Source organism: Brevibacillus fortis, from assembly GCF_003013395.1.
Lineage (GTDB): Bacteria > Bacillota > Bacilli > Brevibacillales > Brevibacillaceae > Brevibacillus > Brevibacillus fortis.
Genome location: NZ_PXZM01000006.1, coordinates 1 through 11,948, shown reverse-complemented (window position 1 = coordinate 11,948; position 11,948 = coordinate 1). Strand labels below are relative to the sequence as shown.

The following is an 11,948-nucleotide window of genomic DNA, read 5'->3' as shown; positions in this document are numbered from 1 at the left end:
ATATGCGTGCTCCCACATTTGTGTTTAGGCACGCGTTGGCGCAGCTTGCCATTTTCGCTGTTTACTTTTTCGGACCCGCAGAAATACTTTTAGCGCTGAGTACAGGAAATGACCCAAATAAAAATTCAACACAGCATGAACTTTCGTATGTAGAAGTGCTTGGTTCCAGACAGGCTGTACACTCATGGCAGGCATCGTCTGTAAAGAGATGGAGTGGGAGAGAACCCCGACAATCAGGCTTTTCACTCCCCAGATTAATCCTGTCAGCGCCCCTGTTTCCGCCGCCTGACCTGTGCCCAACAACGTATGCCATTCTAACTTCGTGCAGCGAATTTGTTTGAGCAGATCTTTTAGCACAGGCAGTAAATCACGTACTCTTTCCAGCACATCTCGATAATTGCGATACCATATTTTCACTTGCCTCCGCGTAAAATCTTTGACCTTTTCCCGAAGCTTGCTTCCATGCTGGATCGTTTCCACCTTTGCGACAAGCTCAGGCCCAGCTTCTGTCATTTTCACGAGAAGAATGGGAATTTCATATTTCCTGCGAATGATACCCCAAGCTGCAATCGTAATGTCCAATTGATCATTTTCGCCCTCGCGACTGTAGAAACACGTCAATTGTATTGGCGTGATAATGATTAGGACAAATAAACAAACCAATCCTAGCAACACCCATACCATGAAAAAATCCCACCCCTTCCACGTTAGTATGAGTGGAAAGAGCAGGAAATATGTTCAGCATTTTTATTAGTCAAGCACGTATACTTTGACGCCTTTTTGCAAGCCGTGATTTTCAGCTTCGTTCATCGTCGGAAGATACAGATCCACATGGCGTTGCTTTACCGCACCACCGATATCCGCTGCGACTGCATAGCCGTAGCCATCGATGTACAAGTGTGTACCAAGCGGGATGACATTTGGATCAACCGCTACAACACCTTCGCGCAGTGGATACTCGAGATACGACAGGATCTTGTCGTTCGTGTAACTGTAGGCAGTCGTCTGTACCGTTAATTCCTGGCGAAAAGGTGTACCGTTTGAGAGGGCTTTTGTCGTTCGCGGCTTATCCGAAACCAAGTGAAGGGCCGCGTATGTGGCTGCTTCGGCTCTCGTCATGTACTTGTTCGGCTTTAATGTACCGTCCCCATAGGCACTCATTAACCCGCTTTGCATGGCGTATACAAGTGGACGTTGCTCATTCTCTTTCACGTTGTTCCCATCCGGGTATTGGTTCAATGTCTGGATCGTCGTAGACCACTTCAGGTTATTGACTGCTCCACTGGCTCCCATCGTTCTTACCAGAATAGAGGCGAGCTCTGCTCTTTTGACTGGAGCATCCGGATGTAAGTACAGGTGATTCCCCTGCTTTTGTCCATGGACAATTCCCAGCCGATAGGCCGTCTCAGCATAGGGCGACAGCCAGCTGTTTGCAGGTACGTCCGCAAAGGATGTTTGCTTGTTACCCACAGGTTCAATTCCTTTTGCATTCACAAACATCGTGAGCAGTTCACCCAATGTTACGTTGTCATCAGGTCGAAAATATTCATTTTGACCAATTACGTCAGTTATGTAAAGTTGATTGATTTCTTGTTCTGCCCAATGGCCGCTAATGTCTACATAAGGTGTTTCGTTAATTTGAGTTGTTTCTGCCTCGACAACTGGTGTACCTACGAGCAAAAAGGCTACCAGCGAGGCAAGGATCATCCGTTTCTTCATCATCAACCTCCATAGGGAACTATGCGAATCCTTTCGTTTCATTTTATCGAACTATTTTGCAAACACAACGGACAATAGTTTCCAATTAAAAGGAAAGCCCTCGAACAGCATCATGACGAAAACTGTTTCAAGGGCTAAAATGGTTGTTCGTTAAATGGCAAAAATGTGTTTGCCGATCTTTTTCACATGTTTACGAGACCAAATCCACTTGGAGGTAGCCGTAACAGGATTAAAGTAGTAAAGAGAATTACTTGTTGGGTCCCATCCACGTACAGCATCCCATGCTGCCTGGTAAGCAGTCTTGTTAGGAGTCATCCAGAATTGTCCATCATCTACAGCGGTAAACGCTAATGGCTCAAAGATGACACCCTCAAGTGTATTGGGAAAGCTTTTGGACTGGATACGGTTCAACGCGACCGCAGCCACGGCTACTTGGCCCTTATAAGGTTCTCCGCGCGCTTCAGAATAGACCAGTTGTGCCAGCATTTGCATTTCGGCTTTATTTACCGACACTTTCTTTAGAACACGCCATGTATTTGTACCAGTAATACCGTCAATCTGTAATCCGTATGCTTTTTGAAACTGTCTGACGGCCTTCGTTGTATTCGCACCGTAAATGCCATCCAATTTGCCATTGTAGTAACCCAGCATCTGCAAACGATATTGCAAATCCCATACATCCCCGTTCACACTACCGCGTTGAATCTGTGTAGCCGCCAGGGAGTTGGCCGGGAAAATAAACGCTACAGCCATAAAGGCAGCAAGCAAGGTTGTTACTGCTTTCTTGCTCCACCACATAAATTGTTCCCTCCTTTACCCAACCCATTCTACTAGTTGGCGAAAGTAGGTTCAATTCAAGTATTTTGGCACAAGTGGTAACATGTACCTCGCCATTATCCTTTTGGTCGGAACAAGACTGCCGTGATAAATCCGAAGACGATGGCAGCCGATATCCCCGCACTCGTCACTTCAAAAATGCCAGTTATAATGCCAATGACTCCATGTTGCTCGGCCTCCGCCATTGCCCCGTGGACCAGTGCATTTCCAAAGCTCGTTATAGGTACTGTCGCTCCTGCTCCGGCAAAATTAACCAGTGGCTCGTATAGACCGAATCCGTCCAGCACTGCTCCAGTGACAACAAGAGAGGACATCGTATGGGCAGGTGTGAGCTTGACGACATCCATGAGAAATTGACCAATTAAACAAATCGTTCCTCCTACGAGAAACGCCCACAAAAACATCATGGTATCACTCTCCAAGTTGCTCCGACTCAACAGCCACGGCATGGGCGATGCAAGGTATGCTTTCTCCCTGCTGGAAGGACAACGGGGATAAGAGGGCTCCCGTGGCAATCAGCAAGATTCGCTTCCATTCTCCTTGCTTCATCCGCCGAAGTAGATGTCCATAGGTAACTGTCGCGATACAACCACATCCGCTACCACCCGACCACACATTCGGATTTTCTCCATAAATGAGCTTCCCGCAATCGATGTAACGCTCTAATGGAATTTGCATGCGATGCTTGGGCAACAAATCAGATAAAATGGCATGGCCCGTTCGTCCTAAATCGCCCGTTACGATCAAATCGTAATGGTCGTGAGGGATCTGAAAGTCACGGAAATGAGACTCAATCGTGGATAACGCAGCTGGTGCCATCGCTGCCCCCATATTAAAGGGGTCTGTCAATCCCATATCGACGACATGCCCGATGGTGGCTCCCGTAATCCGCAATCCACTACCCTGACTGGCTACAACCGCAGCACCTGCTCCCGTCACTGTCCATTGTGCTGTTGGGGGCTTCTGTGAACCGTACTCCGTTGGATAACGATATTGCTTTTCCGCAGCTCCATTGTGACTGGAGGTAGCAGCCAAGACGAAATCAGCAGATTGACTATTCACCATGAGAGCAGCCAAGGCCAAGCCTTCCATCGCGGTTGAGCACGCTCCGAAAATCCCCAGAAACGGAATCGAAAGCGTCCGGGCTGAAAAGCTAGCAGAGATGATCTGGTTCATTAAATCCCCGGCAAGCATAAAGTTTATTTGCTCTTTCGTGAGCCCCGCTTTCTCCACTGCTTTCGAGCACGCTTCTTCCAGCAGGACTTTCTCCGCCTTTTCCCAGCTGTCTTGTCCGAGATTCAAGTCTCCGTGCAAGATATCAAAGTCTTCGGCTAACGGTCCCGTAGCCTCAAAAGGCCCACCAATTGCAGCGTGCCCGAGAATGACAGGTTTTAAAGGAAAGACCCAAGACTGATGACCTTGGCGCATCCGTCAGCCTCCCATCGTAAACAATGTTTTGATCAAGCCAACGACGAAAGCCGCCGCCACTCCAAACACAATCACTGACCCCGCGAGCTTGAACATGTTGCCGCCGACCCCCAGCACAAATCCTTCACTGCGATGCTCAATGGCCGCAGAAGCAATCGAGTTGGCAAAACCCGTAACCGGCACACTCGTACCTGCCCCAGCCCATTGGGCAATCCGGTCATATAGTCCTAGACCGGTCAAGAGTGCTGAAAGAATGATCAAGACAGCAACTGTGGGATTCCCAGCGGTTTTCTCCGTAAAATCGAAGTAGTGAATGAACATTTCTTGTATCCCTTGTCCGATCACGCATATCAGGCCACCCACTAAAAATGCCCGGGTAAAATTGCGCAAAAGCGGTCGCGGAGGCTCGTGCCCCTTTGCCAATTGCTGATATTCTTGCTGGACCGGGGTCAGCTTTTTCTTTTTTTGATCTGCCATTCTCACTCACTCCTTTTTACCGTATCATGAACGGTTTTACTTCATCGATGATCTGTTGTAGCTGTTCCGAATCCGTTTGGTAGGTACGCTTCATTTGTTCATTTTTTGTACTGAGTGCATATAGCTCCAGATCCGCCTGACATTTTTTCAATGTAGCAAATGCCAGCTTCATCGCTTGGGCCTCAGGGACCATCAGTTTATCGTCATAGAGGTCGAGGTAGAGCTCTCCACCTTTGTCTACTTGCCCCAGGAAAACATTTTCCAGGGCCACTCCTGCTTTTTGTAGCTCCGTGCGAACCCATCTGCGATTCAGACCTGCTGTTGCCAGGGGCTCGTCCATGATCATCCCATCCATAATGACCACTTGATTCTCTTCCGAAGGAGCCACGGTCAATTCAAGGTGTTTGGGTGTTACCGGCTGACTCTCTGATTTTAATAGGACACTGACTTCCCCGCTTGTTTCCATTAACGCAAACTCTACATCCGCTACGCGGAACACATTTTTGACTCGTAATTGCTCCATCAAGTCTTCCGTGGTCAATCGTTCCTTCTTCAGATTGTCCTCCAAAATTTTGCCTTCCTTGATGAGAACGGTTGATTTCCCTTCAAAAAAGTCACGGAGAAACTTGCTTTTGAGTGAAAGCCACTCCATTAAAACAGGGAAGAGCGCAAAGACCCCCATGGCGATCAAACTATGATAGATCGGTCCATCCATTTCGGTTGCCATAAAGGCGGCAATCGAACCGATGCTGATGCCGACAATATATTCGATGTATGTAAGTTGCTTGATTTGCCTTTTCCCAATGATCTTCGTCAATAAAAATAAGTACGCAATTGCGCCAATAGCACGCAACGTGATATTTATCCAGTCAGGCATAAGCCACCTCCATCACCTGAGGTGATTTTTATAGGTAGTAAAACCAAGAGAGAGGAAGTCCCTCTCCCTTTCCCAACACTTCCTAGAATCCCTTAAACTGTGGTTCTTCCTTTTCCAGCTCCGTTACACGCTGTTGGAGGTTATCTACGATGGATTGTGTTTGCTCTGCTGCTTGCGAATACAATTGCTTTGCTTTCTTGTTTTGCGTACTAAGAGCAAACGTTTCAAAATCTGCTTGTGCACCTTTTAAGCTGGCAAGCGTCTGTTTCACTTGTGCTCCTACTGTCATTTCCACTCACCTCCTAACACATATAGAATCTGCCTCCGCCCATTATTTATGCGGTGGTCTACCCCAATTTTATCTGTAAATAATTTCCCTTTTTCTCGATAACAAAAAGAGAGACACCATAGGTGCCTCTCCTTCATCCAGCTTATTAGATTAGCCACGTCCAGCCAATTGTTGCTCAGCAAAGGAGACAAGACGTTTTGTAATCTCTCCTCCAACTGAACCGTTTTGACGGGAAGTGGTGTCTGGTCCAAGCTGAACACCGAATTCGGATGCGATTTCGTATTTCAGTTGGTCCAGAGCTTGGTTTGCTTGAGGAACCGCCAGATTGTTACTGGATCTGTTGTTGTTAGCCATCTGTATCACCTCCTCGTCGTTTGTAAGTTTAATATGTGTGAAGTTTTGCTTGTTCATTCGTTCTTTTTTTCTTCCAATTTTAGTCTGTTAATTGGAGAAGAGCGTGGGCAATTTGATGCGCTGCTTCTGGTCGGCCCAGCTTGTCCAAACAGCCTACAAAAGCATCCCTTGTTTCAGGCTGACGCCATAACCTGATGATTTCTTTGATTTCTACTGGCGTTTCAGCCAAGATCGCCGCTTGCTGCTCGAGTAAAAAGGAACAATTATGCTGTTCTTGTCCAGGCAATGGATGGAATAAAATGAGGGGTGTCTTAAGAGCAAGTGCCTCCGCACACGAAATGCCACCTGGCTTCGTTATATAGGCGTCTGCTGCTCCAATCCACTGCCACATTTGCGGTTCAAACCCTTTCAATATAAAACGATGACAGTTGGCCTCCGTACTTAGCAAGTCCGCCAGTCGTTTGTACAGTCCAGTATTCTTCCCTGTTACGACGACGATCTGCAATGGATGTTCTTCCAACATCAACTCTCGTACGACCTGCTCCACTCCACCATAACCGCCTTCTCCCCCACTAATCAGCACAGTGAATTGATCTGGCACGAGTCCAAGCTGTCTTTTCCAAGCCGCTTTGTCTGTAAGTAACGCTGTAGTAAAAGCAGGACGAACTGGAATGCCATAAACATGTATTTTTTCAGGGGCAATCCCATAGCGCTCACGCAGAATTTGCGCAATTTGCTCATGTGCCACCATGTACGCATCAATTTCTGGATGAATCCAAAACCGATTGATATGGAAGTCCGTGGGCACACAAACGAGCTGGAAGGGCTTGGATACCCTTCTCTTCGCTTCTGCCAATGCGGACAAGCAGTATGCATGCGTAGCGATGACCACATCTGGTTTCTCTTCTTGTAATAGTTGATTGGTTAGTCTTTCAGATAGCCACCATCCCAGTGCTTTGGTCAATGCACTACCCAGCATCTCTTCTTGTTCATAGATGCGTTGCCACACTGGTTGACCGTACCGCAGCATATTGCGATAAAAAAAATGAGAGAGCACACGTAAGCTTGGACTGGCGGTTTTCAGTCCTCCCACCACTCGCGCAGATCGTGCACCCTCCTTTTCCATTAAAACTTCTTGCAGAGCTTCGGCAGCCATCCGATGACCGCTCCCTGCCCATTCCTCTGTCACTAATAGAAACCGCTTTGCCATTAGTAGGACTCTCCTAGAGACTGCTTGCTCTCAGCATATCGATTCACTAATAAATCCTTTGACATATAAACACGCTTTAGGGGCATTTCATGATTCCATGATTGCAATCGCCGCTTTCCATTAGGGTGTACGATTCTGAGCATGAGACGCAAGTACCATCGCTTGTATCGAAAAAAACGGGTCATGGGCACATCAGAAATCGAGAAACCCAAAGGTGTTACCCCTTTATGTAGCATGGTCGTTCCCACTATCCCTTTTATTTGGTCTTTATTTTCCATGGAATTCAGAAACGTGGCTAGCTTCGGCAGTGACTGGAGGATATGTCTACGCAAGAGAAGAGCCATTCGCAGTTCATCCTTCACTTCTTTACTCAGAGTAGCAAAGTAATAATTGTGTATATGTAGCTTTAAGATCAAATCCCCGTCATGGATGATGCAATTATCGGTAGTAACGAGCGGCTCTCCCCGATAGCGTAAAACGACAACCCGAAATATATTTTTCCCTTTTTCAATATAGGTAAGTCTGGTGCAACGCTGGTAGATTTCATCCCAGTATCCCCATAGCATCAAGAGGCTTGTATTCATTTCGAAATAGTTCCTTTCCCGCTATGTTTTCATTCAGCTTGATATGACCACTTACATTCCGCAACAACGGTCATGACTTTTGTTGTAGTATGCCCCAGAATGTACGATCCTCATCACCTTTTCACGTCCTTTTCATCCGCCCCCAAAACATGACCACTACGGCAGCAAATACGGGCAACCACATATGATTGAGGAGCAAAGGATTCACCCACTTCCAGACATACGGATCTTGAAGACACATATCAACTGCTGTAAAGGTAAGAATTCCGCCGCCTATGATGACCATACTGGGAAAACGATTCATTATGCCGGCAATCCACACACTTCCCCACATTAATAATGGAATGCTCATAGCTAAACCCAGCAAAACTAACCATAAATCGCCATGTGCTGCTCCACCAACTGCCAAAACATTGTCCAAACTCATGACAAAATCTGCGACTATGATGGTTCTGACTGCCTGGCCAATTGTCTGATTATGCGATACGTCTGCGAGCTCTTCGTTCTCCCCTAGCATCAGCTTACACGCTATCCATAGCAATAATACTCCCCCGATTGCCTTCACGAGAGGAATATCCAACATCCAGGTAGTCATTCCCGTTAATACAATTCGCAATAGAATTGCACCCAATGTCCCATATAATATCGCCCGTTTTCTCTCATTTTGAGGTAGTCCGCGACAGGCCATACCTATGACCACAGCATTGTCACTGCTTAATACCAGATCGATCATGAAGATGTGTACAAGACCTAGCCAAAAATACTCGCCCATCCCTGCCTCCCTGGTCCAATAAAGTTCGTCCATTCTACTTTATGCGACTGGAATCGGACTCATGATTGAATATTTTTCCGAAAAAAGGCGGTTTTCAGCGGATTTTGTAGATAAAAACTTCCGAAAAAAATACATTTTATTGCGAAATCAGGCTAATTATACCTTGTCTAATCTAGGCCTTTTCCCTTACGATTTTAGTGGGGTGGATAAGAGATGGTGGAGACTGTGACGCTAAACCTTTACGAAGTTTCAAGGAAGATTTTAGACTTAACACCAAGTATCACCACAATATGGCTGCAAGAAATTGTTCGCAGCATGGAAATTCCTGTAACCATTCCTCGCGATTTTGCAGAAAAACGAACAGTGCTCTTGGCTCGCTATCTGGTTGAGGATGTAGATCATGACATGCAGACTTGGGCATTAGATATGGGAGAGTGGCTTCGTTCTCAGGAATTCCCTTTCTCCTCCATTTTGCGCACATATCAATTGTACCGGAATGTATTCTGGCGGGTTCTTCAACCAGAATTACAGAGATGGTCCCTCTCCTCACAAGAAATGCACTATCTAGAAAGCCAACTGGGCAAAGCCATGGATGAAAGTGTCTTCTGGGCTGTTTATCATTTTGAACAAATGATGAATAAAGAGCTTGTCCAGAAGGAAGAAACGATCTCGTATTTGCATAACGACAAATTGACCATGCTCGGAAAAATTGCCGCTAATATGGCTCATGAGCTGCGCAATCCGTTGTGCGCCATTGAAGGGTTCCTGAAACTGATCGGCGAGTCTACACAGGAACAGGCCCAGCTTCAGACGTATATCCAAGTCGTCATGCATGAATTTGAGAATTTACATCGGCAACTAACCGGATTCCTCAGCTTTTCCAAGAAACCAATTCTCGATGAAATTTTTAAAACCGTTCAAGTAGAAGAATTGCTTGAAGAAGTAGAAATGCTGATTACGCCTCGCCTCGTGGGAGAAAACATACGTTTTGAAAAACAAATCCACCCCTGCTCACTCGCATGTTATGAAGAAGGCTTGAAGCAAGTTGTCGTCAATCTATTAAACAATGCTATTGACGCTGTACAAAATCGTTCAGACAAATATATTCATGTCATTTCCACGTCTTCAGATGGTTGGCTCTATTTGAGTGTGGAAAACAACGGCGAAAGGATTCCACCCGAGATCGTAGAGAATCTTTTCCAACCATTCTTTACGACTAAACAAAATGGGACGGGTATCGGCTTGTCCATCTGCAAAAATATTATCGAAAAGCATCAAGGCACGATTCATTGTGATTCCAATGAAAAACGTACGCGCTTTATCGTTTCTCTGCCTATTGCGAATACCCAGGAGACTGGTCCGAAAATGGCTGCCCTCTAAGACACATTCTCTCTTGTACAACGTAAAAAAGCCCCCTGACAGTGCAGGAGGCAAGGCAAGAGATCCGTTACCAATTTCATCGGTAAGCGATCTTAGTTTTACTGTACACGAAAATATATGTTTCAACCATAGAAAACGTCAGACAGCTTTCGACATAAATTTATATCTGTATTGAAAATAGGCTTATCCATTCAACTCTTGGATAAGCCTTCATACTTTTGGCTCCAGTAAAAATAGGCCTGCTTTCCTAGACGTAAAAAAACAGAGAACCTGTTGGCTCTCTGCTTTATGTATGGAGCGGGTGATGGGAATCGAACCCACGCGACCAGCTTGGAAGGCTGGAGTTCTACCATTGAACTACACCCGCATCAAAATAGATGCTGGTGCCGAGGACCGGACTTGAACCGGTACGGGAGAAACTCCCGACAGATTTTAAGTCTGTTGCGTCTGCCCATTCCGCCACCCCGGCAAACCTGTAAAACGTGGGCAAATCATGGTCGGGAAGACAGGATTCGAACCTGCGACCCCTTGGTCCCAAGCCAAGTACTCTACCAAGCTGAGCTACTTCCCGACATTTTATTTTCTTTACTTTTGTAGTAAAGAAGCGTGCCCTGAGAGATTCGAACTCCCGACCTTTTGATTCGTAGTCAAACGCTCTATCCAGCTGAGCTAAGGGCACACATTATGGAGCGGACGAAGGGTCTCGAACCCTCGACCTTCGCCTTGGCAAGGCGACGCTCTACCAATTGAGCTACGTCCGCATCGCAAGAAGAAGTTGATTGGTGCGGTCGAGAGGACTTGAACCTCCACGGTGTTGCCACCACTGGCACCTGAAGCCAGCGCGTCTGCCATTCCGCCACGACCGCATTTTCCCATCCAAGTAGCCAGAGCCTTTGATAAGCTGACTTTCACTTTTCGGGTTTATAAAAACTGGTGAGCCATGAAGGACTCGAACCTTCGACCCTCTGATTAAAAGTCAGATGCTCTACCAACTGAGCTAATGGCTCATGAAAAATGGTGGGGAGAGACGGATTCGAACCGCCGAACCCGGAGGGAGCAGATTTACAGTCTGCCGTGTTTAGCCACTTCACTATCTCCCCATTTTCATGGTGCCGGCAATAGGACTTGAACCCACAACCCCCTGATTACAAGTCAGGTGCTCTACCAATTGAGCTATACCGGCATATCTTTAATTATGGCATATCTTTCATGAAAAATCAACGTTTTTTTATTACGTTAAACCTTTTTCATGTTTATGAACTATGCCATCTCGTTAAGAAAGATGGCGGAGCTGACGGGACTCGAACCCGCGACCTCCGGTGTGACAGACCGGCGTGAACTCCAACTTCACCACAGCTCCATATTTGGTTGCACCCAATGGGCACTCTGATCCTACTTGATCAAGAAGATTACTCGACGTAGAGCAAGTAGAAAATTTGGTTGCGGGAGCAGGATTTGAACCTGCGACCTTCGGGTTATGAGCCCGACGAGCTACCGAGCTGCTCCATCCCGCGATAGTCAGGACGACTGAGTGTCAGTGTTGCCACAGGACGTGGCGCTTTTAGCTGACCTTCCTTGTCCGTTAATATAAGTGGTGGAGGCTGACGGGATCGAACCGCCGACCCTCTGCTTGTAAGGCAGATGCTCTCCCAGCTGAGCTAAGCCTCCAAATCACCTACAAGTATGTAGGGATTTTCCTAGGTGACCCGTAGGGGATTCGAACCCCTGTATGACAGCGTGAAAGGCTGCTGTGTTAAACCGCTTCACCAACGGGCCAAATATCATGAGATTACTTCTGGTGCTCCCGACAGGAATCGAACCTGCGACCTCTTCCTTACCATGGAAACGCTCTACCGACTGAGCTACAGGAGCATCGTATGGCTCCTCGGGACGGACTCGAACCGCCGACCGATCGGTTAACAGCCGATTGCTCTACCAACTGAGCTACCGAGGAACGTTGAAGGTTTATTCCTTCAAAACTGAATACGCATGATTGCTAAGAATTTGTGGATAAGTCCTCG

Annotated in this window: 13 protein-coding genes and 15 tRNA genes; 1 reads left to right on the top strand and 27 read right to left on the bottom strand. The window is 46.7% G+C overall.

All coding sequences use genetic code 11. The features are described from left to right. Positions 1-24: 24 nt before the first annotated feature. The 12 genes from C7R93_RS05735 to C7R93_RS05680 form a co-directional block, all read right to left on the bottom strand. The gene (locus tag C7R93_RS05735) at positions 25-684 is read right to left on the bottom strand and encodes a DUF2953 domain-containing protein (protein ID WP_106837900.1); all 660 of its coding nucleotides are present in this window, start codon (positions 682-684) and stop codon (positions 25-27) included. A 66-nt stretch (positions 685-750) separates the two neighbouring features. Continuing rightward, complete coding sequence (locus tag C7R93_RS05730; protein ID WP_106837899.1) at positions 751-1,719, bottom strand: S-layer homology domain-containing protein; 969 nt, start codon at positions 1,717-1,719, stop codon at positions 751-753. Between the two features lie 150 nt (positions 1,720-1,869). Further along, positions 1,870-2,517 carry a spore cortex-lytic enzyme gene (gene sleB, locus C7R93_RS05725; RefSeq protein ID WP_106837898.1) on the bottom strand — a complete coding sequence of 216 codons (648 nt, stop codon included), beginning with the start codon at positions 2,515-2,517 and terminating at the stop codon, positions 1,870-1,872. A 95-nt stretch (positions 2,518-2,612) separates the two neighbouring features. Beyond that, the gene (spoVAE, locus tag C7R93_RS05720; protein WP_106837897.1) at positions 2,613-2,963 is read right to left on the bottom strand and encodes a stage V sporulation protein AE; all 351 of its coding nucleotides are present in this window, start codon (positions 2,961-2,963) and stop codon (positions 2,613-2,615) included. Between the two features lie 4 nt (positions 2,964-2,967). Continuing rightward, complete coding sequence (spoVAD, locus tag C7R93_RS05715) at positions 2,968-3,984, bottom strand: stage V sporulation protein AD (RefSeq protein ID WP_106837896.1); 1,017 nt, start codon at positions 3,982-3,984, stop codon at positions 2,968-2,970. A gap of 3 nt (positions 3,985-3,987) precedes the next feature. Next, positions 3,988-4,461: a stage V sporulation protein AC gene (spoVAC, locus tag C7R93_RS05710; protein WP_106837895.1), complete on the bottom strand. Its 474-nt coding sequence runs from the start codon at positions 4,459-4,461 to the stop codon at positions 3,988-3,990. Between the two features lie 16 nt (positions 4,462-4,477). Further along, a complete protein-coding gene (locus C7R93_RS05705; RefSeq protein WP_106837894.1) occupies positions 4,478-5,338 on the bottom strand; it encodes a DUF421 domain-containing protein in 861 nt (286 codons plus the stop codon). Between the two features lie 82 nt (positions 5,339-5,420). Continuing rightward, entirely contained in the window at positions 5,421-5,627 is a 207-nt protein-coding gene (locus C7R93_RS05700) for a DUF1657 domain-containing protein (RefSeq protein WP_007717150.1), read from the bottom strand. Positions 5,628-5,777: 150 nt separating this feature from the next. Beyond that, positions 5,778-5,981, bottom strand: a complete 204-nt coding sequence (locus C7R93_RS05695; protein WP_106837893.1) for an alpha/beta-type small acid-soluble spore protein — start codon at positions 5,979-5,981, stop codon at positions 5,778-5,780. A gap of 79 nt (positions 5,982-6,060) precedes the next feature. After that, entirely contained in the window at positions 6,061-7,191 is a 1,131-nt protein-coding gene (locus tag C7R93_RS05690) for an MGDG synthase family glycosyltransferase (protein ID WP_106837892.1), read from the bottom strand. Continuing rightward, a complete protein-coding gene (locus C7R93_RS05685) occupies positions 7,191-7,775 on the bottom strand; it encodes a YkoP family protein (RefSeq protein WP_106837891.1) in 585 nt (194 codons plus the stop codon). Before C7R93_RS05685 ends, C7R93_RS05690 begins: the two co-directional genes overlap by 1 nt. A 121-nt stretch (positions 7,776-7,896) precedes the next feature. Further along, positions 7,897-8,547, bottom strand: a complete 651-nt coding sequence (locus C7R93_RS05680; RefSeq protein ID WP_106837890.1) for a TerC family protein — start codon at positions 8,545-8,547, stop codon at positions 7,897-7,899. A gap of 213 nt (positions 8,548-8,760) precedes the next feature. Here C7R93_RS05680 and C7R93_RS05675 point away from each other — a divergent pair, with 213 nt between their 5' ends. Then, entirely contained in the window at positions 8,761-9,927 is a 1,167-nt protein-coding gene (locus tag C7R93_RS05675) for a sensor histidine kinase (RefSeq protein ID WP_106837889.1), read from the top strand. 293 nt (positions 9,928-10,220) lie between these two features. Here the strand turns inward: C7R93_RS05675 and C7R93_RS05670 are convergent. From C7R93_RS05670 to C7R93_RS05600, 15 genes are all read right to left on the bottom strand, one after another. Continuing rightward, positions 10,221-10,294, bottom strand: a tRNA-Gly gene (locus tag C7R93_RS05670). A 14-nt stretch (positions 10,295-10,308) separates the two neighbouring features. Continuing rightward, positions 10,309-10,396 (bottom strand) — tRNA-Leu (locus C7R93_RS05665). A gap of 25 nt (positions 10,397-10,421) precedes the next feature. Beyond that, positions 10,422-10,498, bottom strand: a tRNA-Pro gene (locus C7R93_RS05660). 34 nt (positions 10,499-10,532) lie between these two features. Continuing rightward, positions 10,533-10,606, bottom strand: a tRNA-Arg gene (locus tag C7R93_RS05655). A 6-nt stretch (positions 10,607-10,612) separates the two neighbouring features. Then, positions 10,613-10,688: transfer RNA gene (locus C7R93_RS05650), tRNA-Gly, on the bottom strand. Between the two features lie 19 nt (positions 10,689-10,707). Continuing rightward, positions 10,708-10,793: transfer RNA gene (locus C7R93_RS05645), tRNA-Leu, on the bottom strand. Between the two features lie 65 nt (positions 10,794-10,858). Further along, positions 10,859-10,934, bottom strand: a tRNA-Lys gene (locus C7R93_RS05640). 8 nt (positions 10,935-10,942) lie between these two features. Beyond that, positions 10,943-11,027 (bottom strand) — tRNA-Tyr (locus C7R93_RS05635). A gap of 7 nt (positions 11,028-11,034) precedes the next feature. Continuing rightward, positions 11,035-11,110, bottom strand: a tRNA-Thr gene (locus tag C7R93_RS05630). Positions 11,111-11,210: 100 nt separating this feature from the next. Further along, positions 11,211-11,287 (bottom strand) — tRNA-Asp (locus C7R93_RS05625). 77 nt (positions 11,288-11,364) lie between these two features. Continuing rightward, a tRNA-Met gene (locus C7R93_RS05620) sits at positions 11,365-11,441 on the bottom strand. Positions 11,442-11,519: 78 nt separating this feature from the next. Beyond that, positions 11,520-11,595 (bottom strand) — tRNA-Val (locus C7R93_RS05615). 34 nt (positions 11,596-11,629) lie between these two features. Further along, a tRNA-Glu gene (locus C7R93_RS05610) sits at positions 11,630-11,703 on the bottom strand. A gap of 20 nt (positions 11,704-11,723) precedes the next feature. Further along, a tRNA-Thr gene (locus C7R93_RS05605) sits at positions 11,724-11,799 on the bottom strand. Between the two features lie 6 nt (positions 11,800-11,805). After that, positions 11,806-11,881, bottom strand: a tRNA-Asn gene (locus C7R93_RS05600). Between the last annotated feature and the right edge of the window lie 67 nt (positions 11,882-11,948).